This window comes from Ruegeria sp. BH6, assembly GCF_056538105.1.
Genome location: NZ_JBQFSR010000001.1, coordinates 318996 through 343932 on the forward strand (window position 1 = coordinate 318996; position 24937 = coordinate 343932).

Consider the following 24937-nt stretch of genomic DNA (forward strand, 5'->3'; position numbering starts at 1 on the left):
AAAGAAAAACGGCAGGGTTTTGTTCAAACCCCGCCGCGACTGTTCGATATCTCGAAGGCTTTACGAGCCCAGCTTCTTGCTGACCAGTTCGTTCACCGCCTTGGGGTTGGCCTTGCCACCCGTGGCCTTCATCACCTGGCCGACGAACCAGCCCGCCAGTTTCGGGTTCACCTTGGCCTTTTCAACCTGCGCCGGGTTGGCTGCGATGATCTCATCCAGTGCGGATTCAATCGCGCCGGTGTCGGTCACCTGTTTCATGCCGCGCTCTTCGACGATCTGCGCCGGATCGCCGCCTTCGGTATAGACGATCTCGAACAAGTCCTTGGCGATCTTGCCCGAGATCGCGTCCGATGCGATCAGGTCGATGATCCCACCCAATTGTGCCGGAGACACGGGCGATTCCGTTATGTCGTGGTCTTCTTTCTTCAGACGACCGAACAGTTCGTTGATGACCCAGTTTGCGGCCAGCTTACCGTTGCGGCCCTTGGCAACTTCTTCGAAATAGGCGGCCGATTCCACCTCGGCGGTCAGCACGGACGCGTCATAATCGGTCAAGCCAAACTCGCTGATGAAGCGAGCTTTCTTGTCGTCGGGCAGTTCCGGCAGTTTGGCGGCGATGTCGTCCACCCACGCCTGCTCGATCTCAAGCGGCAGCAGGTCGGGGTCGGGGAAGTAGCGATAGTCATGCGCCTCTTCCTTGGACCGCATCGAGCGGGTCTCACCCTTGTCCGGGTCATAGAGGCGGGTTTCCTGATCGACCTTGCCGCCGGCTTCGACGATGGCAATCTGACGACGGGCTTCAACCTCGATCGCTTGTTGGATAAAACGCATCGAGTTCATGTTCTTGATTTCGCAGCGGGTGCCCAGATGCGAGAAATCCTGCGTTTCCTGGTATTTCTCATACGCGCCCGGCAAACAGATTGAGACGTTCACATCAGCCCGCAGGTTGCCGTTTTGCATGTTGCCATCACAGGTGCCCAGATAGCGCAGGATCTGACGCAGCTTGACGATATAGGCCGCCGCTTCTTCGGGTCCGCGAATGTCGGGGCGGCTGACGATCTCCATCAGGCAGACACCGGTCCGGTTCAAATCGACAAAGGACATATGCGGGTCCATGTCGTGGATCGATTTGCCCGCATCCTGCTCCATATGGATGCGTTCGATCCGCACGTTGCGCGCGGTTCCATCACCCATTTCAACCAGCACTTCACCTTCACCCACAATCGGGTGATAAAGTTGGGAAATCTGGTATCCCTGCGGCAGGTCAGGATAGAAATAGTTCTTGCGGTCAAAAGCCGATTTCAGGTTGATATCCGCCTTCAGGCCCAGTCCGGTGCGTACTGTCTGTTCCACGCAATATTCGTTGATCACCGGCAGCATCCCCGGCATCGCCGCGTCCACAAAGGCCACGTTCGCGTTCGGTTCGGCCCCAAATTGGGTCGATGCGCCCGAGAACAGTTTGGCATTGGACGAGACCTGCGCATGCACCTCCATCCCGATCACCAGTTCCCAATCGTGCTTGGCCCCGGCAATGGTTTTGGGTTTGGGCATTTCATATGTCAGGTCGAGCATGGCGCGCCTCATTTCCGCAGAAGTCTAAGCCTGCGTATTAGGCCCGGCAGGGGCGAGGGGCAAGGGGGAATCAGTGTTGAGACAGGCGCAGACCAGACGGTGTAAAGGTCACGTCCGTGCCGCTGCGCAGTTCCTCGCGGAACAGATCACGGATGGCACGCAACGCATCGCGCTTGCCGCGGGCTGCAAACCGTTCGGCAGAATTGATGCGAACCGAGTTGTTGAACCCATTCGCGGCATGTGCCCAGATCAGCGGGTGCAGTTCAGTCATGTGGTCGCGGATCAGCCTGTTTGCAGCTTCGTGAATTTGCGAGCGCACAAGGTCGGCCTTTTCGTTCAGGCCCTGACCGTTCTGTATCGTGATGGCGCAATAGGCCGAAAGCATGTTGACGGTCTGCTGATCGGGGCGGCGATGCAAAATGTCATCCAACCCTTCCAGGAAGTACTCGACATCCAGACGAGCGCAGGCCTCTTCGTCCAATGCGATGGCGTCAAACTGGACCCAAGTATAGCCGCCAGCGCCCCAGATGTCGCCAGTCCGCGCGGCGTTCCGCAGTGCCTGAACTTCAAGCTTTTCATAGCTGCCAAACCAACGCGGCAGCAGATGCGTGCCCATCGCCCGCATAGGCCGCTGATTGTGCGGGTCCAGGGAGATCAGGCGTTCGTATTCTTCGGCTACACGCTGGTTGGTCTTCCGTTGACCTGCCAACAGGGCACAGCTTGCGGCTGCGACAATGGGGCTGTCTGGCAACGCAGCGCGGCATGTCGGCAAAAGGTCTGCGGCCCGGTCGAAATGGGCCGCGCAACGCGACCGGTGAAGGGGCGGCAACGTGGCATCCGTTGCGGTTCCGCGCCATGCCCAGGCTAGGTCAATGTGTGCTAAGGCGACCACCAGCGTAATCATCGGATCACTCGGATGCTCACGCATTTCGTCTTCAAGCTCTGAGATACCGCCCAGCAAGTCATATTCGCACAGCGCGCTGCCATCCGACAGGGCATGTTCCACTGCCAATACAACGTCGGAACGCGCGCCAAAGGCCAACAGATCGGCAATCGGTGTTGCGTCCGATGCGATAGCGCGGTCCTTGTCGGCGGCATGCATCATTTTGGACAGCTTGGCCCAGCGGTCCTGTCTGGCCAGTGTGCGCCCTTCTTCAATGGTGTTACGGGCTGTCAGGTCTTCGGCCCTGTTATCGGCCACTGGAATGTTCAGTTGCCCTTTATCCGGCAGTGATGCCGTCACCGCGCAGTCGGTTGCCCGCACGTTTTGCGTGGATTGACCTTTGGATAAACAAGAAAGGGCCTCACGTGCCCTGAAAAACCGAAACATGGTAAAACTCGAAACCGTAAAAAACTGGTAAGCTAGCTTGAAACTTTGACCGAAAATCGCCTCAAATTCAAGCTTTTTGGGGGGTGTTGCGTGACAAGCCGGGAGAATAGGTCCCTTTCGGACTGATTGTTTCAGAAAACAGTGAAATGGTGCCGTTCAACCCGTAGTCCGGCGTCTTGCACGACAGTTTCAAGGGTCTTGTGGGGTGGTGTGGCTTCATCCGGCAGCCGAATCCGCTTGCCCGAGGCCAGAACCAGTGACGTGCGCACGGAAAAGTCCCAGCGCGTGTCGAGCCGGACATGGTCGATATCGGCCAAGGCAACCTCGGCCTCGCGATTGCCTGAAAACCATCGTATTGCGCGGTGATCCAGGGTTAGTCCGGCACTTGTGCCATGCGCAATGTCCCAAAGGGCGGGCAGGGTGGGCAAGCTCAGCAAACCAACCAGCCACCACGCCGCATCGAACAGAATCACCAACGCGATCAGCCCCGCGTAGACGCACATCAGGATCACGACGGCGCGTGGGGTCCTGTTGTGGCGTTGGAAAGTAAACGGGGTCATACGCCGAGGATACGAGACACCATTTCCGTTGTATCCCGCGACAGGTTCGGTGTGTCGGCGATACGCGTCAGCTGAGCTTTCATCAGGTCCTGACGGTCGGTGTCATAGCGTTTCCAGGTCTGGAAGGCAGAACACATCCTGGCGGTGGTCTGGGGGTTAACCGGGTCCAGCCTGATCAGCCAGTCTGCCAACAACGCATATCCTGCCCCGTCCGCACGATGGAACCCGGCGTGGTTCATCGCCAACGCCCCCATGACTGCCCGGAACCTGTTGGGGTTCTTCCAATTGAAATCAGGGTGCTCGGTCAATGTGCGCGTAACATCCGGCGTAGTTTCAGGAGAGACCGTTGTCACCTGCAGGCCGAACCACTTATCGACAACCAGCCGGTCATGCTGCCACTGCCTGTAAAAGTCCGCGAGTTCGGTTTGGCCCGCGCCCGCCCGCAAAAGGCAAGACAAGGCGGTCAGTTGGCGGGTCATGTTGTCGGCTGCTGCGTATTCCTCGGCCGCTTTGGCACCGCCATCCAGCCGCGAAGTCAAGTACAGTACTGCGCCACCAAGTGCCCGCTTGCCGGCCTGATCAGCATCGGGGCTGAACGGCGCGTCGATCAATGTTTCGCTGCGCAGCCTTGGCAGCAGGTCCTGCACATGCTGTGCGGTCGCTTGGCGCAGGGTTTCGACGGCGGTCCATATCGCCATCGGATCAGGGGTATTACCACTTTCAAACAAGGCCGCAGCCAGTTCGGATTGCGTTGGCAGACCCAACATCAAAGAGCGATAGGCTGGGTCCAGATCGCCGTCACGCAGCACGGCCAACATACCATCCAGATAGTTTGTTCCCGGCGCTGCATCTTCGCGGATCATGCGCAGCAGCGTATCTTGCGCAAGCGACCTCCCTGCCTGCCAACGGTTGAACGGATCGGTGTCGTGGGCCAGCAAAAATGCGCGTTCGGCATCCGTGTGGTCATGTTCCAGAATGACCGGGGCCGAGAAATCGCGCAGGATCGAGGCCACAGGTTTTGCTGCCAGTCCAGTGAAAGTAAAGCTTTGCTCGGCTTCGGTCAGCTCCAACACTTCGGTGGCGCGCACTTCGTCCCCGTTCTGGCCCAGCAGGCCCACGGCGACGGGGATTACCTGCGGCAGTTTCTTGGGCTGGCCGGGTGTTGGCTTGGTGCTTTGTGACAGGGTCAGGGTATAGGTGCCATCCTGCCAGTCTTCGGCAACTGAGATGCGCGGTGTGCCGGATTGGCTGTACCAACGCTTGAACTGGGTCAGATCGCGACCGGTCGTATCCTCGAACACCTTGATCCAGTCTTCGATGGTGCAGGCCTGCCCGTCATGACGGTCGAAATAGAGGTTCAGCGCCTGCGCATAGGCCTCATCCCCCACCAACCGCTTGAGCATGGCGATGACTTCGGCGCCTTTTTCGTAAACAGTCGCGGTGTAGAAGTTGTTGATTTCCTGAAAGCTTTCAGGGCGAACCGGGTGTGACAACGGACCGTTATCCTCGGGGAACTGCCGTGCGCGCAGGTCGATCGCATCATGGATGCGTTTCACCGGGGCCGAGCGCATATCGGACGTAAACTGCGCATCGCGAAACACCGTCAGGCCCTCTTTCAAACACAGCTGGAACCAGTCGCGGCAGGTAATTCGGTTGCCGGTCCAGTTGTGGAAGTATTCGTGCGCGATGATCGCTTCAATCCGTTCGAAATTGGCATCGGTCGAGGTTTCGGGGCTGGCCAGAACGGCGGAAGAGTTGAAGATGTTCAGCCCCTTGTTCTCCATCGCGCCCATGTTGAAGTCATCGACGGCCACGATGTTGAACACGTCCAGATCGTATTCGCGGCCATAGACGTCTTCGTCCCATTTCATCGACTTTTTCAGTGCCTCCATCCCAAAGGCGCATTTGCCTTCGTCTCCGGGGCGCACCCAGAGGTTCAGTTCCACGTCACGGCCCGACATGGTGGTGAACTGACCGGGATGGGCGATCAGGTCGCCTGCGACCAGCGCGAACAGATAGGCGGGTTTGGGCCACGGGTCGGTCCATTCAGCCCAGCCTTCTCCCTTGCCCGAGGGGTTGCCGTTGGACAGCAAGACCGGCAAGTCACCGTTGATGCGTACAGTGAACACGGACATCACGTCGGGCCGGTCGGGGTAATAGGTGATCTTGCGGAAACCTTCAGCCTCGCACTGGGTGCAATACATGCCGTTCGACATATACAGGCCCTCAAGCGCGGTGTTGTTACCGGGGTCGATCTCGACAACGGCCTCCCAGATGAAGGGCGCATTGGGGACTTCAACAGTCAGGCCCTTGTCGGTGACATTGGGGGTGACTTCGACCCCGTCAACAACCGCCCGGATAAGGGTCAGGTCTTCGCCATGCAGAAAAAACGTACGATCCGTTGCCTCGGGGTTGGGGCGGAACGCGATACGAGACGTAACGCGTGTGGCATGATCTGCCAGATCAAAGGTCAGATGCACGCTGTCCACAAGATAGCCAAAAGGCGTGTAATCTTTCAGATAGATCGTGGTGGGGGCAGCGTCACGCATCGGGGGCCTCGTATAGGTTGAGTTCTGGCGTGACGTTATGGGGATCACTTGACAGCCGCAAGCCGATGCTGGGTATTCCGAACCACCAAGCAGGTCAATTTGGTCTTCAAATTCCACCGGAAACTTGAGGGGTCTGTTGCCTATCGGAAACTTTCGCACTAATTGACGCCTGCATGCCAACGTACACAATGCGGGAGAATTGACTTATGAGCGGCAGAGAAACCCGGAAAGGGCTGCAGATTGCCTGGGAGCTGGCGGATTTCATCGAAAATCAGGCATTGCCTGGAACAGGTGTCACGCCCGAGGTGTTCTGGTCCGGTTTCGCCCGCTTGGTTGATGAGCTTGGCCCAAAAAATCGGGAACTGCTTGCTAAGCGGTCGGAAATTCAAAGCCGTCTTGATGGTTGGCATCTGGAACGCAAGGGGCAAGCCCATGATGCCGCCGCATACGAGGCATTCCTGCGAGAAATCGGGTATCTGGTAGAAGAAGGCCCCGATTTCCAGATTGAAACGGCAAATGTCGATCCCGAAATCGCAGCAATCCCCGGGCCGCAGTTGGTTGTTCCGATTACCAATGCCCGTTTTGCCCTGAACGCTGCGAACGCCCGTTGGGGCAGTTTGTATGATGGGCTGTATGGCACTGATGCGATGGGTGATCTTCCCATTGGCAAAGGATATGACACTGAACGCGGCGCACGGGTGATCGCCTGGGCCAAAGGTTTTCTGGATGACGCTGCACCGCTGGCCAGCGGATCGTGGGCGGATGTCTCGGAACTGCGTGTGGAAAACGGGGCACTGGTGCCCGCGCTGGCGGACTCCTCGCGTTTTGTTGGATATGGCGCCGCCGCTGAAAACCCCGAATTCGTACTGCTGAAGAACAACGGTCTGCACGTCAAAATCGTGATCGATCCGTCCAGCACGATTGGCGCATCCGACCCGGCAGGCATCGCCGATGTGGTCGTCGAAGCGGCCTTGTCAACGATCATGGACTGCGAAGACTCGGTTGCTTGTGTTGATGCCGAAGACAAGGTTGTGGCCTATGGCAACTGGCTGGGCCTGATGAAAGGTGACTTGACGCAAGAGGTTTCCAAAGGCGGAAATACCTTCACCCGCAAGCTGGCAGAGGATGTCGATTACACCACCGCAGATGGCGAGCAGGCAACGCTGAAAGGCCGCTCGCTGATGCTGGTGCGTAACGTGGGTCACCTGATGACCAACCCCGCCGTACTGGATGCCGACGGCAATGAGACCGGTGAAGGTCTAATGGATGCGCTCTGCACCACTGTGATCGCAATGCACGATCTGCAGCGCGAAGGCGGCAATTCGGTCAACGGGTCGGTTTACGTGGTGAAACCCAAGATGCACGGACCGGAAGAGGTGGCATTCTCGGTCGAGATTTTTGACTTGGTCGAAGACATTCTCGGTCTGCCGCGCAACACCGTAAAACTGGGCATCATGGATGAGGAACGCCGCACTTCGGCCAACCTCAAGGAATGTATCCGAGCTGCGAAATCGCGCGTGGCTTTCATCAATACCGGCTTTTTGGACCGGACGGGGGACGAGATTCATACCTCGATGGAAGCAGGTCCGGTGCTGCCCAAAGGCGACATCAAGAACACGCCCTGGATTGCGTCTTACGAAGACCGTAACGTCGATATCGGTCTGGCTTGCGGCCTGAAGAGCAAAGCCCAGATCGGTAAAGGCATGTGGGCGATGCCCGACCGTATGGGTGAGATGCTTGAGGTCAAGATCGGCCATCCGCAATCCGGCGCGACCTGCGCCTGGGTGCCGTCACCGACCGCTGCGACCCTGCACGCCACGCATTACCACAAGGTCGACGTTCTGGCCCGTCAGGACGAACTGGCCGCTGGTGGCGCCCGTGGCACGTTGCGGGATTTGCTGACGATACCGCTGCTGGATGGCCGCAACCTCAGCGAAGATGAGATCACGCGTGAGATCGAAAACAGCGCGCAGGGCATTTTGGGATATGTCGTGCGCTGGATTGATCAGGGCGTGGGCTGCTCGAAAGTGCCGGATATCAACGATGTGGGTCTGATGGAGGATCGGGCAACCTGCCGGATTTCCTCGCAGGCACTAGCCAACTGGCTGCATCATGGTGTCGTCAGTAAAGAACAATTGATGGCTGCGATGCAAAAAATGGCTGCCGTGGTGGACCGTCAGAACGAAAATGATCCTGAATACTCGCCGATGGCGCCGGGGTTCGACGGGATCGCCTTCCAGGCCGCGTGTGATCTGGTATTCAAGGGACGTATTCAACCTTCGGGGTATACCGAGCCGGTTCTGCATGCGCGCCGTCTTGAACTGAAAGCCAGCCTTTAACTTCGCAAAAACGTTAGGACACACCATGACCATTTCTCTGCGCAAAGCCCGCACGATCATTCGCAAAACTCTTGAGAAAGGCCGCGAGATGGAGCTGAAGCCGCTCTCGGTCGTGGTCTTGGATGCGGGCGGGCACGTCATCGCGTTTGAACGTGAAGATGGCGCAGCGCCCGGCCGTTTCGCTATCGCGCATGGTAAGGCTTACGGGTCGGTCATGCTGGGCATGGCGGGCACTGCGCAAATGCAACGTGCCGAAGCTCAGGCTTATTTCATGAATGCGGTGAACGGCGTTTATGGTGGTCAGGTTGTGCCGGTTCCGGGGGGAATTTTGCTGCGTGATCGCAAGGGCGCGGTGATCGGGGCCATTGGTGTGACAGGCGACACTTCGGACAATGATGTCGTTGCGGGTATGACCGGGGTCGAGGGGGCAGGCCTGACCGGAGAAGCCTGATTTCGATCAGTCTGTGGTGCTGGTTTTTCCAGAGAATAGGGAAAAACTCTCAAAAACTTGGTATCATTTGTAATTCTGTTCCGACATTTGCCATATAGCCCGAACGTTTTGTGCGCAGTTGAACACGTCCTTGCGCCGTCATGCAGGGCGTGTTCTGTTGCACGTTCTTTCTGCTGAGGATAGCTTCCCTGTTAGTTACAGAAACTGCAAGGAATGCGGAATGTCTCGACCTGTCGTCGGTATCATCGGCAACTCTTACCTTATGAACGATGAATACCCTACCCATGCGGGTGGAACGATGAACTCTGAGGCCGTGGCAAATGTTTCGCATTGCCTGCCGCTGCTGATTCCATCCGACCCGCGCTTTGTCACGGTTGAGGAATTGCTTGAGGTCTGCGACGGGTTCCTGCTGACCGGTGGGCGCCCGAATGTACATCCCGAAGAATACGGCGAGGACGCCACTGACGCGCATGGTGAGTTCGACCGGGCGCGGGATGCGGTCACTTTGCCTTTGGTTCGGGCCTGTGTCGAGCGTGGTCAGCCCTTCATGGGCATCTGCCGCGGGTTTCAAGAGGTCAACGTCGCCATGGGCGGCACGCTCTACCCTGAAATACGCGATTTGCCGGGTCGAATGAACCACCGCATGCCCCCGGACGGGACTTTGGAAGAGAAGTTTGCCTTGCGACATGTGGTGACACTGGACGAAGGTGGCGTATTCCACCAACTATTCGGCGCGCCCGAAGTGATGACCAACACTTTGCACGGGCAGGGTATCAAGACGGTCGGTGACCGTGTTGTCATCGACGGCCACGCGCCTGATGGTACGCCCGAGGCGATCTATATCAAGGATGCACCAGGCTTTACTCTATCGGTGCAATGGCACCCTGAATGGGATGCAATGAACGATCCCGTTTCCCGACCTTTGTTCGAGGCATTCGGTGCCGCCGTACGGGCATGGGCCACCGGTTCGGATGCCAGTCTGGTACAGCAACGGGCGTGAATGTCGCGCTGATCCACAAAAGGGGACCGGCGCATTGCAATCAAATCAACAGATCAAACTGCTGATTCAGAGGCAGCTTTCGGGCGCGTTCTCCGGTCAGATCAAACAACGCATTGCCAAGCGCCGGCATTGATGGCGGCGTTCCGGGTTCGCCCGCGCCACCCATGTGGCGGTTGGTTTCCAGCACGCGCACCTCAACCTGCGGAGCAGTATGCATTCGGATCGCATCGTAGTCGGGGAAGTTGTATTGCTCGACCTCACCTTCGGCAAAGGTGATCTCGCCGTAGCAGGCTGCTGACAGACCATACATCATGCCGCCGAACATCTGCGCTTTGACGTTCTCGGGGTCCAGAGCCAGCCCCATATCACAGGCAATCCACGCCTTGTTGATGCGGATGGTGCCGTCTTCGTCTACCACCTCGATCACTTGTGCGACCGGAGTACCGAAACTGTAGGTGAACGCCACGCCGCGCCCCACGCCGTCCGGTGTCTGCCCGGTCCATCCGGACATCTCGCGCACTGCTTCGAGGCAACCGGCCGAGGGGGCGTGTTCACCCTTCATCAGTTCCAACCGGAATTCCAGCGGGTCGCGGCCCGCGGCATAAGCCATCTCATCCATGAAGGTTTCGTGGAAGAAGCCGTTATGGCTGTTGCCGACCGACCGCCAGAACCCGACGGGGACGTCAAGTTTGGGGATGTGGCCGCTCATGCGGTAGTTCGGCACCGCGTAGGGCTGGTTGAAAAAACCTTCGACCAGAACCTTGTCCGGGCCGGCACCAGGCATGCCAGTGTATCTCGTCACGGCCTGCTGCGTGCAGGATTGCGCCGAAACTTTGCCGTCAATCAGAACTGCCTTGCCGTCCTGCACTGCCCCGCGCATCCGGGCAATGGCGCCGGGGCGGTAATAGTCGTGGCGCATATCTTCTTCGCGGCTCCAGGTCGTCTGAACCGGGGTGCCGGGCATGGCCATGGCAACCTTGGTGGCAATCTCGCCGAAATCCAGTTCACCCCGGCGACCAAACCCACCACCCAGATATGTGGTGTGGATCTGTACCGCTTCGGTGTCCAGATTAGCGGTGTTGGCCGCGCGGAACCGGATCAGGGTTGGGGCCTGATTGCCGCACCACAGCTCCAACGCATCGCCGGTATACAGCGCGGTGGCGTTCATCGGCTCCATCGTGGCATGGGCCAAATAGGGCACTTGATACTCTGCGGTAATCTCGGTTGCGCCTTCGGGTGTGACGCTGACATCGCCATCGTCGCGCATTGTCGAATTCGCCGAGTCATCAAACGCCTCGGCGATCTTGGTGAAAATGCCATCCGTCTCGGGCGGGTAGGGGGCGTCACCCCAATCCACGTCGATGGCCTCGACTGCTTGATTGGCGAGCCACGTGTTGTTGGCAATCACGGCGACACCTGTGCCCAGATCAACGATTTTCTCGACCCCCGGCATGGATTGCGCGGCGCTGTCGTCAAAACCATTCATCGCGCCGCCCAGCTTGGGGTTCATGCGCACGGCCGCGAATTTCATCCCCGGCAGGCGAACATCGACGCCAAACTCGGCGGTACCAGTTGCCTTTTCGACCATGTCCAGACGCGGCTGGGTTTGGCCCAGATAACGCCATTCGGACGGATCGCGAAGGGGCACTTCAACCGGCTCAAGCCCAGCGGCGTCTACGGCCAAGTCCGTATAGGCAATCTTGTCGCCATTTGGCGCGATGACATGCCCTGCGGCAGTTCCCAGTTCCGACGGGTCAACACCCAAACGAAGGGCCGCAGCGCGTTTGAGCGTGTCTCGGGCCGAGGCACCGGCCTGACGCATTCGCTCGAACCCATCCTTCATCGATGTCGAACCACCCGTGACCTGGAGGTGAAGAGCTTTGCCAAGCACACCCAGCGCTTCGCCCAGATTGTGCTGGAAGTCCGAGATGTCATAACCCTTGTTGGGCAAACCTTCCCCCAGCATGGCAGAGTTATAGTAGGCCGCTGCCGCCGGACCGTGCAGCACAGTGATCTGGTTCAGATCCACGTCCAATTCCTCGGCAATCAGCGCGGCCCATGTGGTCTTGACGCCCTGACCCATTTCAGCGCGCGGTGCAAAGAGGGTTACGCCGTTTTGGTCGATCAGGACAAACGGGTTCAACGCCGCCTGACCCTCGCCAGGTTTTAGCGGGTTCGCGGCGGGGCGGCTGACATAATAGGCGCCGAATGCTACGCCGCCGACAATTGCGGCCGAGCCGATCAGGAAAGTGCGGCGAAGGATTTTACCAACAGAAGCCATGAGTTACGCCTCCTTCAGTTTGCCAGCCGCGTCATGGATCGCAGCGCGGATACGGGGGTAGGTGCCACAACGACACAGGTTGCCCTGCATCGCCTCATCAATATCGGCGTCCGAAGGTGCAGGGTTTTCAGCCAGCAACGCAGCGGCCTGCATGATCTGGCCCGACTGGCAATATCCGCACTGCGCCACCTGATGATCGACCCAGGCTTGCTGGATTGTCGCCATCGTACCAGGCGTCCCGATACCTTCAATCGTGGTGACATCGCCCCAAACATCCGACAGGCTCACCTGGCACGAGCGTACAGCCTCGCCATCAATATGAACCGTGCAGGCACCACAGGCCGCCACGCCGCAGCCGAATTTGGTGCCGGTCAGGCCGACCTCATCGCGCAAGACCCAAAGCAAGGGGACGTCATCGGGCAGGTCAACCTGATGTTGCTTACCGTTAATCTTCAGGGTGGTCGCCATGGCGCACCTCATCTGGCTGTGGCTGGTTGCTGACATATTTAGCGCAAAGTGTCAGTGTGTCAATTGACAAAATATACAAAAAATGTCAGAGGTTCTGGTATGACGGAAGCAGTTGACGATTTACGGCAAAAAACCATCCTGAACTCGGCTTTTCAGGCTTTTGCCGCCTATGGGTACCGAAAAACCTCGATGGATGACATTGCGCAGGGGGCGGGGATGTCCCGGCCGGCGCTGTATATGCATTTCAAGAACAAAGAGGCGATCGTCAGTAAACTGACCGAGATCTACTATGTCGAAAAATGCGCGGCTGTTGCCGAGGCGCTGGCAACGTCAGGTTCAGTGTCCGAGGTTCTAGCCAGTGCGATTCAGGCGCAGACGGCAGGGATGGCCGCGATACTGGCCTCGCCTCATGGGCTTGAGATGCTGGACAACACCAAATCCTTGTCCGCCGAGATCATCGCGGAGGGTGAGGCTAAACTGTCAGGGCTATACGCGGATTGGCTGACACAGCAAGAAGGGGCCGGGCGGGTGCGCCTGCTGGCCGGTGCGGCCGAGACTGGTCGGACGATTACGGCCACGCTTAAGGGGCTTAAGCTGATCGGTGCAGGTGCAGAGGTCTATGAACAGCAGGTTGCGCAGATCGCGGCGTTGATCGGTGCGGGGCTTGAGGTCAGGTAACCCGCTGCCGCACTTTGAATTCCGGTGCATCCCATAAACGGTTTTGCATAATGTCAGCCAAGATTTCGACAGCGCGCTCGACGTCCCTCGCGTCGATATACAAAGGCGTGAACCCGAAGCGCATGATATCCGGCGCACGGAAATCTCCGATCACGCCGCGCGCGATCAGAGCCTGCATGGCGGCGTAACCTTCAGTAAACCGGAACGAGACCTGACTGCCGCGCTGCTGCGGATCACGTGGGCTGGCCAGTTCCAACTCAGGGCAGGTGCCTTCGACACGGGCTATGAACAATTCAGTCAAGTCGATGGATTTGGCGCGTACATCAGCCATGTCCGCCATGTCCCAGATGTCCATCGCGGCGGACAGGGCGGTCATCTGAAGGATCGGAGGGGTGCCGACCCGCATCCTCTCGATCCCGCTGCCGGGGCGATAGTCCAGATCGAAGGCGAAGGGGGCCTCGTGCCCCAGCCAACCTGACAAGGCCGGACGGGCGCGATCTGTCAAGCGTGGCGCGACATAGATAAAGGCTGGCGCACCGGGGCCCCCGTTAAGGTATTTATATGTGCAGCCCACCGCGAAATCGGCGTTGCAGCCGGACAGGTCCACTGGGATAGCTCCGGCGGAATGGGCCAGATCCCAGACAGTGACCGTCCCGTTTGCATGTGCCAGTTCGGTCAGCACCTTCATGTCGTGTATGCGCCCGCTGCGATAGTCGACCTCGGTCAGCATCAACACGGCGACGTCGTCGGTTATGTTAGCGGCCACGTCCTCGGGTGCGACAACGCGTAGTTCATAACCCGGCCCCAGCGAGCGTAGCAGCCCGTCCACCATATACAAATCAGACGGGAAGTTGCCGTTATCCGACAGGACCACCTTGCGGTCCGGGCACAGTTCCAGCGCAGATGCCACGGCCTGATACACTTTGATCGACAGGGTGTCGCCGGTCACAACCGTCCCGGGTTCCGCGCCGATCAGACGGCCAATGCGGTCGCCCAGGCCGGTCGGCAAACCCATCCATCCGGCCTTGTTCCAGCCGGTGATCAGCATCTGGCCCCATTCCTTGACCATCATGTCACTGACACGATCACTGGCAGCTAGCGGCAACGGACCCAGCGAATTGCCGTCCAGATAAATGACATCCTCGGGCAGATCGAACATGGCTTTGGTCGCGGCAAAGTCGGTCATGGGCGGCTCACTACTTTGTGTTGTGTTGTGTTGCTTTCTTTCGGCCTAGCCGATCCGTATCGGCCTGTCCATTGATGCGACAACCTGAGCTTTTGCCAATTCGGTTCGAAAGCGGTAGGACATCGGCCAGAAACGACATGCCTGTGCATGTTGTCAGTTGCGGGGATGCGCATGCACCGGATCGACATACCGCCCGTCTGGCTTGTTGGGTTCGCTTTTCTGGCCTGGCTGCAGTCGCGTCATTTCCCTTTGGGGTTGTCGCTGGACGGCGGATTGACTGACTTGTTAAGCGGGTTGCTGATCGGGGGTGGCATCCTGATCGCGGTATTGGCGATAGTGGAATTTCGTCGTCACAAGACAACCGTTATCCCGCACGAAACACCTTCGGCGCTGGTTCAGTCAGGCATATATAAACGCAGCCGCAACCCGATCTATGTTGGCGACGTTCTGATTCTGGCTGGTTTGGTTTTAAGGTTCGATGCGGTGCTGTCCCTGATCCTGATCCCAATCTTCGTCTGGGTGCTTGAGCGCCGGTTCATTCTGCCCGAAGAAGACCGCCTGCGCCGTACTTTTCACGCTGATTTTGCACGTTATGAACGTAAAACCCGCCGGTGGGTTTAGGATGGACAGACCGATAATATCATATCGTGAATGCTGCACTTGCGAAATAATGTTGCGCAAGATACATGTTTGCTTAACGAAGAATACCGACCACCCGCTCAGCTTGAGTGAGAACTAGGGGGACTGCCAGTGAAGATAGGCACACCGAAGGAAATATATGAGGGCGAGAACCGCGTTGCGATGACGCCGGACTCTGCTGTGCAGTTGCAGAAACTGGGCTATGAGTGCCTGATTGAGAAAGGCGCTGGGGCTGCTGCGGGCTTTTCGGATGCGGCGTATGAGGCTGCAGGCGTTGAGTTGGTCAAGACCGCCGCATCGCTGTGGAAAGCGGCTGACATTGTTGCCAAGGTCCGACAGCCCGACGCAACCGAGCTAAAGCGACTGACCAAGGGCAAGACGCTGATTTCCTTCTTCAACCCGGCAGGGAACGAAGAAGGGATGGAAGCGGCTAAGGCCAAGGGCGCCAACGTCATCGCCATGGAGATGGTGCCGCGTATTTCCCGCGCACAAAAAATGGATGCGCTGTCGTCAATGGCCAATATCGCCGGTTACCGCGCGGTGATCGAGGCGGGCAACAACTTTGGCCGGTTCTTCACCGGTCAGGTGACGGCGGCCGGTAAGGTGCCGCCTGCGAAGGTGCTGATCGTAGGGGCCGGTGTTGCCGGTCTGGCGGCGATCGGCACCTCGACCTCGCTGGGTGCGATCACTTACGCGTTCGACGTGCGCCCCGAAGTGGCCGAACAGGTCGAATCCATGGGCGCCGAGTTTGTCTATCTGGATTTTGAAGAAGACCAGCAGGACGGCGCGGCCACCGGCGGCTATGCCAGCGTCCAGTCGGACGAGTTCCGCGAGGCACAGCTGGCCAAGTTCCGTGAACTGGCCCCCGAGATGGACATCGTCATCACCACGGCGCTGATCCCCAACCGCGAAGCGCCCGAGCTTTGGACCAAGGATATGGTCGAGGCGATGAAGCCGGGCTCGGTCATTGTTGACCTTGCGGCGGAAAAGGGCGGCAACTGCAAGCTGACCGTCGCGGATGAGAAGGTCGTGACCGACAATGGCGTGACCATCATCGGCTATACCGACTTCCCCAGCCGGATGGCGGCGCAATCGTCGTCTCTGTACGCGACCAACATCCGCCACATGATGACGGACCTGACCCCTGAGAAAGACGGTCAGATCAATCACGACATGGAAGATGACGTGATCCGTGGCGCGACCGTGACCCATGAGGGCGAGATCACCTTCCCGCCGCCACCGCCTAAGGTGCAGGCGATTGCGGCGCAGAAAAAACCCGAGGTCAAGGAACTGACCCCGGAAGAGAAAAAGGCGCAAGAGATTGCGGCCTTCAAGGCGCAGACCAAACAGCAGTTCACCCTGCTGGGTGTCGGTGGCGCGCTGATGCTGTTGGTGGGGCTGATCGCCCCGGCCAGCTTCATGCAGCACTTCATCGTCTTTGTGCTGGCGATCTTTGTGGGCTTCCAAGTGATCTGGGGCGTTGCACACAGCCTGCACACACCGCTGATGGCGATCACCAACGCGATCTCGTCGATCATTATCGTTGGGGCGCTGATGCAGATCGGGTCGGGATCGTTCCTGGTCATTCTGCTGGCGGCGCTGTCTGTCTTCATGGCCGGGATCAACATCTTCGGCGGCTTCCTCGTAACCCGGCGCATGCTCGCCATGTTCCAGAAATCTTAAGGAGGCCGGGCACATGGAATTTGGCTTCACTACTGCCGCCTACGTTGTTGCGGCTGTTCTGTTCATCCTTTCGCTCGGCGGATTGTCGAACCAGGAAAGCGCCAAGCGCGCGGTCTGGTATGGCATCGTCGGTATGGCGCTGGCGGTTTTTGCCACGCTGGTTGGTCCCGGTTCGGGGCTGTGGCTGCTGTCGCTGCTGCTGATTGCGGGCGGTGGTCTGATCGGTCAGTACGTCGCACAACGCGTGCAGATGACCGAGATGCCGCAGCTGGTGGCTGCGATGCACTCGCTGGTGGGTCTGGCGGCTGTGTTCGTTGGCTTCAACGCGCATTTTGAGATTGGCAACGTGGCGCAGGTCATGGCCATTGCCGACAGCGCTAAAGAAGCGGACCTTTCTGATCTGGGGGCATTCGCCAAGCTGATTGCCAAGAAAACCTCGGCTGAGTTGGCAATCCTGCATGTCGAACTGTTCCTGGGCATCTTCATCGGTGCGATCACCTTTACCGGGTCGGTCGTGGCCTATGGCAAGCTGGCCGGCAAGGTCACATCGGCGGCGACCAAGCTTCCGGGCGGTCATGCGCTAAATGCGGCGGCTGCAGGTCTCTCGCTGATCTGCTTGGTCTGGTATACCTCGACCGGCGGCTTTTTCCCGCTGTTCCTGATGACGCTGGCCGCGCTGTTCATTGGCTATCACCTGATTATGGGAATCGGCGGTGCCGACATGCCCGTGGTTGTGTCGATGCTTAACTCGTATTCGGGTTGGGCTGCGGCGGCGATCGGCTTCTCGTTGGGCAACGACCTGCTGATCGTGGTTGGTGCGCTGGTGGGCTCGTCCGGTGCGATCCTGTCCTACATCATGTGTAAGGCGATGAACCGTCACTTTGTCAGCGTAATTCTGGGCGGCTTTGGTGGCCCGCAGGGCGAACAGATGGCCGTGGAGGGTGAGCAGATTGCCATCGAGGCCGATGGTGTGGCCGCAGCGCTGAACGATGCTGACAGTGTCATCATCATCCCCGGCTATGGCATGGCCGTGGCGCAGGCGCAGCAGTCCGTTTCCGAACTGGTCCGCAAGCTACGCGCCCAGGGCAAGAACGTGCGCTTTGCGATCCACCCGGTCGCGGGCCGTCTGCCGGGCCACATGAACGTGCTGCTGGCCGAGGCGAAGGTGCCGTATGACATCGTGCTGGAGATGGACGAGATCAACGACGACTTCCCCGAAACGGATGTGGCCATCGTCATCGGCTCGAACGACATCGTGAACCCTGCGGCACAGGAAGACCCCAACAGCCCCATCGCCGGCATGCCGGTTCTGGAATGCTGGAAGGCGAAACAGGTGTTCGTGTCCAAACGCGGTCAGGGCACCGGGTATTCGGGCATCGAAAACCCGCTGTTCTTCAAGGAAAACACCCGCATGTTCTATGGCGACGCAAAGGCCAGCCTCGACAAACTGCTTCCCATGATCGACTGAGCTTGGGGTGTAACCAAATTGCAAAGGGCGCCTTCGGGCGCCCTTTTCTTATTTGTATTGAAGGAGGCTCTGCCTCCGGACCTTGGGGATATTTGTAGCCAGATGAAGCAGGCGGATTTTGATAGACTGGTCTGACGTGGTGGGTGTCAGGAGAGTAGCCATGCAGAAAGTAAACGGCATAGGTGGTGTGTTCCTTCGGGCCCGCGACCCAGACGCGTTGAGCGCGTGGTATGAGAAACACTTGGGCGTCAATCATTACGATCCTTTGCCCTGGTAGCAGCGCGAAGGGTTTACTGTCTTTGCCCCATTTGCCGAAATTACGGAATACTTCGGCCGCGCAGATCAGCAATGGATGATCAATTTCCGAGTAGACGATTTGGCGGCACTGATAGCGCAGCTTGAGGCCGCCGGGATCACCGTAGAAACATGTGCTGAGTGGGACAGTGAGGTGGGAAAGTTTGCCCGCATTCACGATCCCGAGGGCAAAACAATTGAGCTGTGGCAGCCAAATCAATGAGATAGAGGGAATGTATACAGCCGTATCCACTTAAGTATATGAAATAAAAAGAGAATTGATGTATTTTTGAGGTGGCGTATAGTGCCCCGGACAAAACGGAGCTCTGCATGACGCCCATTGATGATCACCCGCTGCGCTATGCGCTGGCCAATGAACTGCACGCGCGCCCCTTTCCGGTGGCCGCGACGCCGTGCACGGTGGTGTTCTTGGCGATCAAGAAGCCAGACGCAGCCGTGGCGCGGGACCGGAATGAGGATCTGGCCCATCTGATCAATCTGCTGGATCGCCACGGCGCACAACATCCGCAGCCGGAGGCGACGCATTACGCTGGTCAGATTGGCCGTCATTGGTTGAAATGGGAACAGCATACCGAATTCGTCACTTACACTGCGATTACACAAAATGTCAGCGATCGCCCATTCAACCCGGCAGATTTCGAAGTCTTTCCCCCTGATTGGTTGATGGCCAGCCCAGGGCAGAGGGTGACGTCGGCCATGCTCCGCGTGGTTGAACGCCAGGACGACGAAGCGGTCCGGTCCTCTTTGGGGAACTGGTTCGAGCCTGAAAGCCTTGCCGTGGCCCGGGTGCTGGACGATACCGCCATTTGTGCCAGTGATTTCCGTATCGATCCGGCCGGGCACATGCGCTTTGCGCTGTTTGTCAGCAAGGGCACAGGGCGACGCAGGACGGGACGGATCATTCAGCGTCTGTGTGAGATCGAGACCTACAAAGCGATGTCAATGCTTGGGTTTGCCCGCGTCAAACAGCTGACCCCACGTATCGGTGAATTGGACGGTAGGCTGACCGAGTTGATGGGGCAAATGACCGACAACACGGCCCACCCAGATGAACTGCTGCCCGATCTATTGTCCACCTCGACCGAGCTGGAAACCCTGTCCGCCCAGTGTTCCTTTCGGTTTGGGGCTACGGGGGCCTATGAGGCTATCGTGAACCAACGGATCGAAGTGCTGCGAGAAGAGCGGTTTGAGAGCCGTCAGAGTTTCGCCGATTTCATGATGCGCCGGTACGATCCGGCCATTCGAACCGTCAAATCCACCGAGCGCCGCCTGCAGGCTTTGTCCGATCGGGCGATCCGTGCCGGAGAATTGTTACGTACCCGGGTCGATGTGGAACGCAGTGCGCAAAACCAGGCGCTGCTGGAAAGCATGGATCGGCGCGCCCAGATTGCGCTGCGGCTGCAGCACACCGTCGAAGGGCTGTCTGTGGTAGCTATCAGTTTCTACGCGGTGACGCTGGTCAGTGACTTTCTTTACCCGCTGACCCAGGATGGGATCAGTCAGGGACGGTTGACTTCAGTTGTGACGATCCCTGTCATTCTGTGCGTCTGGGTTGCCATCCGTCAGATTCGAAAGCGTTTGCAATAGCCCGCAATTGCGAATTACCTAGGGCGCTTTAGGAACAGCAAGCTGCGCGTGGGAGTTTTCTGTGATCGGAATTATGTCTGCATGGCGGGCGGTGGCTGCCATGTTCATCCTGAACGGTGCGCTGTTTGGCATTTGGGCATCTCGCATTCCAGCCGTGCGGGACAGGCTGGAATTGACGCATGAGGCATTGGGCTATGGTCTGCTGTTCATGGCAGCGGGGGCAGTGTGTTCCTTTCCGGTGACGGGGCGGTTGTCTGATCGGTTCGGGGCCGTAGCCATCACGCGGGTTATTGCGGTGCTGTACACGTTGTCTCTAATCCTGTTGGCCGTGGCCGATGGGTTCTGGGCGCTGGCGGGGTTCCTGTTCGTATTCGGTGCCTTTCACGGTTCAATGGATGTGGCCATGAACGCCTGGGCCGCCGAGGTCGAGCAAGCCTATGACAAACCAGTCATGTCCTCGTTCCACGCGATGTGGAGTTTGGGCGCCGGGTTGGGGGCGCTTAGCGGATACGGGGCGGTGCAGCTGGGACTGACAGTAATGCAGCACTTTTTACTGGCTGGCGGAGTTGTCGTGGCGCTGGCGCTGACCCTGTCCTGGGTTAAGTGGACGTCGCGCAGAGCTGTCTCACATGACGGCAGTGTCTTTGCCCTGCCGTCCGGTGCGTTGATTCTGGTTGGGTTCACTGCGCTGTGCGGCGCTTTGGGGGAAGGTGCCGTAGCGGATTGGAGTGCAATATTCCTGCGCGATGTGACCGGTGCCGCCGAAAGCGTCGCTGCGTTGGGATATGCCGTGTTTTCGGTGACGATGGTGGCGTTTCGGCTGGCTGGCGGATTTGCAATCGCGCGGTTTGGTCCTGTCGCAACGGCCCGTTTTGGAGGCATTTGCGCGGCACTTGGCGTGTTCGGTGTGGTCTCGACATCAGAGGCGGGATTGGCCTTGGCGGGTTTTGCCCTGATGGGGGTTGGTTATGCTGTGATCATGCCGCTGGCCTTCAGCCGGGCAGCCAATGATCCGCATGTGCCGCCGGGGCAGGCCATCGCCAGTGTGGCGACGCTGGGGTACGGAGGGTTACTGATCGGCCCACCGCTTATTGGGATTTTGGCCGAGATGCTTACATTACGATTGGCATTCATGGTTTTGTTGCCCTTGGCCATCCTGATTGTCCTGCTGTCCGGCGTGCTGCGGCCTGCGTCTTTGGACTGACTTGAGAATTCCGCGCCGGGATAAAGCCGGGGCAAAGAAAAAAAGATGGGAGAAGCCTATGCCGATCAAAAACCGTTTTGCCGAATTGCAGAGTGAAATCACTAGGTGGCGGCGCGATATTCATGAAAACCCCGAGATTCTATTCGAAACGCACCGCACCAGCGCACTGGTTGCTGAGAAGCTGAAGGAATTCGGCTGTGATGAGGTTGTCACCGGAATTGGTCGCACCGGGGTCGTTGGGGTGATCAAAGGTAAGGTCGACACGGGGGGCAAGGTGATCGGTCTGCGGGCCGATATGGATGCACTGCCGATACATGAGGCGACGGGTCTGGAGTATGCATCCAAGACCGATGGGGCGATGCACGCATGTGGCCATGACGGGCATACGGCGATGTTGCTGGGCGCGGCGAAATACCTCTCGGAAACGCGAAATTTCGACGGCACCGTCGTGGTGATCTTTCAACCCGCCGAAGAGGGTGGCGGCGGAGGCCGCGAGATGTGCGAGGACGGCATGATGAACCGTTGGGGCATCCAAGAGGTCTATGGCATGCACAACTGGCCTGGCCGTCCTGTCGGCAGTTTTGCCATTCGTCCGGGCGCGTTCTTTGCGGCCACAGATCAATTCGACATCACCTTTGAGGGCAAGGGCGGTCACGCGGCCAAACCGCATGAGACAGTCGATACAACCGTGATGGCGGCGCAGGCGGTTCTGGCATTGCAGACGGTGGCGTCGCGCAATGCAGATCCGGTGGATCAGGTCGTGGTTTCAGTTACGTCGTTTGAAACCTCGACCACCGCCTTTAACGTCATCCCCCAAACGGTACAGATCAAAGGTACCGTCCGTACGATGAGTTCAAAAATGCGGGAAATGGCGGAAAAGCGCATCAAAGAGATTTGCAACGGAATCGCGGCGACGTTTGGCGGAACGGCCAATGTCACCTATTACTTGGGCTATCCGGTGATGGTGAACAGCGACGAGCAGACCAACTTTGCAGCGGATGTCGCGCGTTCAGTGGCGGGCAATTGCGACGAAGCGCCGTTGATCATGGGCGGCGAGGATTTCGCCTTTATGCTCGAAGAACGGCCGGGGGCGTATATTCTGGTTGGCAATGGCGACACGGCGGCGGTGCATCACCCTGAGTACAACTTTAACGACGAGGCCATTCCGGCAGGGTGCAGCTGGTGGGCTGAGATTGTCGAACAGCGGATGCCGGCGGCCTGATCTTGGCGTTGGGTAGCGCGAGGGGCCAGCCCCTCGCGCTACCCGGGGCATGCTTAGTTAGATGAAGTTACACCCGACCCAGTTAAGCTGAGTTCGTTGCATAGCGTCTCGACAATTGCATCCAGCGCCGATTGTTGGGTGTTTACGCAGGATTTCGCAGCGGTACGGGCTTTGTCCAGCGTGGTTTGGTCCGATAGCCAGGTTTCCACGGCCTCGGTCAGTTCGGAAGCAGATTGAACTTGTAGCGCCCCGCCGGATTCGATCAGCGGGGCGAATGTTTCGGCAAAGTTGAAATAGCCGGGGCCGGTGATTACAGCGGCACCCGCCTGTGCCGGTTCGAACGGATTGTGGCCGCCGATCTCTTTCAGTGATCCGCCAAGGAACACAATAGGGCACAGCGCGTACCATGTGCCGGTTTCACCCAGCGTATCTGCCATGTAGACCTGCGTTTTGTCGGTGATCTTGTCGTCATTCGATCGAATGGCCACAGTTTGCCCCGCTTGGGTTGCCAGACTGGCGACCTCGGCGCGGCGTTCAGGGTGGCGCGGGATCAGCAACAGCAGCAGGTCGGGCCAGCGTTTGAGCAGCTCTGCGTGGGCGGCAAGAACGGTTTCCTCTTCACCAGCATGTGTCGAACTGGCGATCCAGACGGGGCGGGCGCCGATCTGTGCGCGGATGTCGGACAACGTGGCCTGATCAATCGGCAAGGGGTCAGACATGGCCTTCAGGTTCGTGCCCGGCTGTACACGATCAGCGGGCGCGCCCATCACGATCAGGTTTTGCGCGGTCTTGTCGTTCTGGGTCAGGAACAGGCGAAAACGATCCAGAATGAACCGGGCTGTGTCCGGGCGTTTCTTCCAGCCTTCGACGGACTTGTCCGACAGGCGTGCGTTGAGCAGAGCCAAGGGCATGCCAAGGTTGGCACCTTCGACAATCAGACGGGGCCAGATTTCGCTTTCGACGAAAATACCGGCATTCGGGCGCCAGTGGTCCAGAAAGCGCCGAACGGGGCCAGCCGTGTCCAGCGGCGGATATTGATGGCGCGTTCGCGGCGGCATGCGTTTTTCAATCAAAGCGGCCGAGGTTGGCGTGCCAGAGGTGATCAGAAACTCGGCATCCGGCAGACGTTCCCCCAACCGTTTGATCAGGCTGATAACAGAAAGGGTTTCACCAACGCTGGCGGCGTGGAACCAGATCAGCTGGCCGTCGGAGCGGGGCAGGCTGGCACGGCCTTGGCGTTCCTGTTGTCGGGTTACGGAAACATCCGCGGCTTGCAGCTTGTTCCGTACGGTGCGCCAGACGAACGGCTCCGCAATAGAGGTCAGGCCGCAATACAGATGATACAGCAGCGTCGGTCGGCCCATCTGGTCCGGCACGTCAGCCGCCTGTGTGGCTCATGTGACGGCTCATCTTGCCGTCGACCGCCTGGCGGGAATAGTCGAAATCATGTCCCTTGGGCTTGAGGTTGATCGCCGCTCGGATTGCGTCTTCGAGCGGTTGCTCTGTATCGGGGTGATCGCGTAGTGGACCACGCAGGTCAGCCATGTCCTCTTGGCCCAGACACATAAACAGCTCACCAGTGCAGGTCAGGCGCACGCGGTTGCAGCTTTCGCAGAAATTATGCGACAGAGGGGTGATGAAGCCGATCTTTTGGCCGGTTTCCTCTAGGCGAACATAACGCGCTGGCCCGCCGCTGCGTTCTGCCAGATCGGTCACGGAATAATGGTTCTCATATTCCTTACGAACGTCCTTGAGCGACCAGTATTGATCCAGACGATCCTCATTGCCGATATCGCCCATGGGCATGACCTCGATCCAGGTCAGGTCCATATCGCGTTCCGCACACCATTTCGTGATCGTCGGCAACTCTTCTTCGTTGAAGCCCTTTAGGGCCACCGCGTTGATCTTTATCCTCAGCCCGGCTTTCTGCGCCGCGTCGATGCCGTTCAACACTTGTTTAAGACGGCCCCAGCGGGTGATCGCGGCGAATTTATCTTCGTCCAGCGTATCCAGCGAGATATTTACCCGGCGCACACCTGCCGCGTACAGGTCATCGGCAAAACGGTGCAGCTGCGAGCCATTGGTGGTCAGCGTCAGCTCTTTCAACGCGCCGCTGTCCAGATGGCGGGTCATGCTGTTGAAAAACGTCATGATATTTCTGCGCACAAGCGGCTCACCACCGGTAATGCGCAGCTTTTCAACCCCCAACTTCACGAAGGTCGAACACATGCGGTCCAGCTCTTCCAGCGTCAGCAGGTCTTTCTTGGGCAGAAACTTCATGTCTTCGGACATGCAGTAAACACAGCGGAAATCGCAGCGGTCTGTGACAGAGACGCGGAGATAGGTGATCGCACGTGCGAATGGGTCGATAAGCGGAGCAGTCATGCGACATAGGTAAAGCCGCG

At 58.5% G+C, this 24937-nt stretch carries 21 protein-coding genes; 12 read left to right on the forward strand and 9 right to left on the reverse strand.

Annotation, left to right across the window (positions count from 1 at the left end; genetic code table 11):
- Positions 1–60: 60 nt before the first annotated feature.
- From gatB to pepN, 4 genes are all read right to left on the reverse strand, one after another.
- Positions 61–1572 carry an Asp-tRNA(Asn)/Glu-tRNA(Gln) amidotransferase subunit GatB gene (gene gatB, locus ACR0B8_RS01605; protein WP_480657881.1) on the reverse strand — a complete coding sequence of 504 codons (1512 nt, stop codon included), beginning with the start codon at positions 1570–1572 and terminating at the stop codon, positions 61–63.
- A 70-nt stretch (positions 1573–1642) separates the two neighbouring features.
- Positions 1643–2773: a hypothetical protein gene (locus tag ACR0B8_RS01610; RefSeq protein WP_480657879.1), complete on the reverse strand. Its 1131-nt coding sequence runs from the start codon at positions 2771–2773 to the stop codon at positions 1643–1645.
- A 260-nt stretch (positions 2774–3033) separates the two neighbouring features.
- Complete coding sequence (locus ACR0B8_RS01615; protein WP_226688689.1) at positions 3034–3462, reverse strand: hypothetical protein; 429 nt, start codon at positions 3460–3462, stop codon at positions 3034–3036.
- Positions 3459–6011 (reverse strand): aminopeptidase N, encoded by a 2553-nt coding sequence (gene pepN / locus ACR0B8_RS01620; protein ID WP_480657877.1) that lies wholly within the window; start codon positions 6009–6011, stop codon positions 3459–3461. The genes ACR0B8_RS01615 and pepN overlap by 4 nt, the downstream gene beginning before the upstream one ends.
- A 206-nt stretch (positions 6012–6217) precedes the next feature.
- Between pepN and ACR0B8_RS01625 the strand changes: the two genes are divergently transcribed.
- The 3 genes from ACR0B8_RS01625 (at position 6218) to ACR0B8_RS01635 (ending at position 9801) form a co-directional block, all read left to right on the forward strand.
- Positions 6218–8350, forward strand: coding sequence for a malate synthase G (locus ACR0B8_RS01625; protein WP_480657875.1), 2133 nt, complete (start codon positions 6218–6220; stop codon positions 8348–8350).
- A 25-nt stretch (positions 8351–8375) separates the two neighbouring features.
- Positions 8376–8801: a GlcG/HbpS family heme-binding protein gene (locus ACR0B8_RS01630; RefSeq protein WP_170348089.1), complete on the forward strand. Its 426-nt coding sequence runs from the start codon at positions 8376–8378 to the stop codon at positions 8799–8801.
- A gap of 220 nt (positions 8802–9021) precedes the next feature.
- Entirely contained in the window at positions 9022–9801 is a 780-nt protein-coding gene (locus tag ACR0B8_RS01635) for a gamma-glutamyl-gamma-aminobutyrate hydrolase family protein (protein WP_170348090.1), read from the forward strand.
- A gap of 40 nt (positions 9802–9841) precedes the next feature.
- On the opposite strand, the gene ACR0B8_RS01640 is transcribed toward ACR0B8_RS01635, so the two are convergent.
- Both ACR0B8_RS01640 and ACR0B8_RS01645 read right to left on the reverse strand, forming a co-directional pair.
- Positions 9842–12082 carry a xanthine dehydrogenase family protein molybdopterin-binding subunit gene (locus tag ACR0B8_RS01640; RefSeq protein WP_226688686.1) on the reverse strand — a complete coding sequence of 747 codons (2241 nt, stop codon included), beginning with the start codon at positions 12080–12082 and terminating at the stop codon, positions 9842–9844.
- 3 nt (positions 12083–12085) lie between these two features.
- Positions 12086–12550, reverse strand: a complete 465-nt coding sequence (locus ACR0B8_RS01645; RefSeq protein WP_170348095.1) for a (2Fe-2S)-binding protein — start codon at positions 12548–12550, stop codon at positions 12086–12088.
- Between the two features lie 99 nt (positions 12551–12649).
- On the opposite strand from ACR0B8_RS01645, the gene ACR0B8_RS01650 reads away from it, so the two are divergent.
- The gene (locus ACR0B8_RS01650; protein ID WP_480657873.1) at positions 12650–13228 is read left to right on the forward strand and encodes a TetR/AcrR family transcriptional regulator; all 579 of its coding nucleotides are present in this window, start codon (positions 12650–12652) and stop codon (positions 13226–13228) included.
- On the opposite strand, the gene kynU is transcribed toward ACR0B8_RS01650, so the two are convergent.
- Entirely contained in the window at positions 13221–14414 is a 1194-nt protein-coding gene (gene kynU / locus ACR0B8_RS01655) for a kynureninase (protein WP_480657871.1), read from the reverse strand. The genes ACR0B8_RS01650 and kynU overlap by 8 nt on opposite strands.
- Positions 14415–14585: 171 nt before the next feature.
- On the opposite strand from kynU, the gene ACR0B8_RS01660 reads away from it, so the two are divergent.
- The 8 genes from ACR0B8_RS01660 (at position 14586) to ACR0B8_RS01695 (ending at position 22532) form a co-directional block, all read left to right on the forward strand.
- A complete protein-coding gene (locus ACR0B8_RS01660) occupies positions 14586–15035 on the forward strand; it encodes a methyltransferase family protein (RefSeq protein WP_480657869.1) in 450 nt (149 codons plus the stop codon).
- Between the two features lie 129 nt (positions 15036–15164).
- Entirely contained in the window at positions 15165–16736 is a 1572-nt protein-coding gene (locus tag ACR0B8_RS01665) for a Re/Si-specific NAD(P)(+) transhydrogenase subunit alpha (RefSeq protein WP_480636027.1), read from the forward strand.
- A 13-nt stretch (positions 16737–16749) separates the two neighbouring features.
- Positions 16750–18204 carry an NAD(P)(+) transhydrogenase (Re/Si-specific) subunit beta gene (locus tag ACR0B8_RS01670; protein ID WP_170360212.1) on the forward strand — a complete coding sequence of 485 codons (1455 nt, stop codon included), beginning with the start codon at positions 16750–16752 and terminating at the stop codon, positions 18202–18204.
- Between the two features lie 160 nt (positions 18205–18364).
- Positions 18365–18481, forward strand: coding sequence for a VOC family protein (locus ACR0B8_RS01675; protein WP_367647801.1), 117 nt, complete (start codon positions 18365–18367; stop codon positions 18479–18481).
- A 75-nt stretch (positions 18482–18556) separates the two neighbouring features.
- A complete protein-coding gene (locus ACR0B8_RS01680; protein WP_319003455.1) occupies positions 18557–18721 on the forward strand; it encodes a VOC family protein in 165 nt (54 codons plus the stop codon).
- A gap of 107 nt (positions 18722–18828) precedes the next feature.
- Positions 18829–20106 carry a DUF3422 family protein gene (locus ACR0B8_RS01685; protein ID WP_170360210.1) on the forward strand — a complete coding sequence of 426 codons (1278 nt, stop codon included), beginning with the start codon at positions 18829–18831 and terminating at the stop codon, positions 20104–20106.
- Between the two features lie 61 nt (positions 20107–20167).
- Positions 20168–21310 carry an MFS transporter gene (locus tag ACR0B8_RS01690; RefSeq protein ID WP_226688682.1) on the forward strand — a complete coding sequence of 381 codons (1143 nt, stop codon included), beginning with the start codon at positions 20168–20170 and terminating at the stop codon, positions 21308–21310.
- Positions 21311–21368: 58 nt separating this feature from the next.
- Positions 21369–22532: a M20 aminoacylase family protein gene (locus tag ACR0B8_RS01695; protein ID WP_480657865.1), complete on the forward strand. Its 1164-nt coding sequence runs from the start codon at positions 21369–21371 to the stop codon at positions 22530–22532.
- Between the two features lie 53 nt (positions 22533–22585).
- Here ACR0B8_RS01695 and ACR0B8_RS01700 read toward each other — a convergent pair whose 3' ends face one another.
- Together ACR0B8_RS01700 and moaA are read right to left on the reverse strand one after the other, a co-directional pair.
- The gene (locus ACR0B8_RS01700) at positions 22586–23896 is read right to left on the reverse strand and encodes a 3-deoxy-D-manno-octulosonic acid transferase (RefSeq protein ID WP_264187242.1); all 1311 of its coding nucleotides are present in this window, start codon (positions 23894–23896) and stop codon (positions 22586–22588) included.
- Between the two features lie 13 nt (positions 23897–23909).
- On the reverse strand, positions 23910–24917 hold the full coding sequence (moaA, locus tag ACR0B8_RS01705) for a GTP 3',8-cyclase MoaA (RefSeq protein ID WP_170348111.1): 1008 nt from the start codon (positions 24915–24917) through the stop codon (positions 23910–23912).
- Positions 24918–24937: the final 20 nt, after the last annotated feature.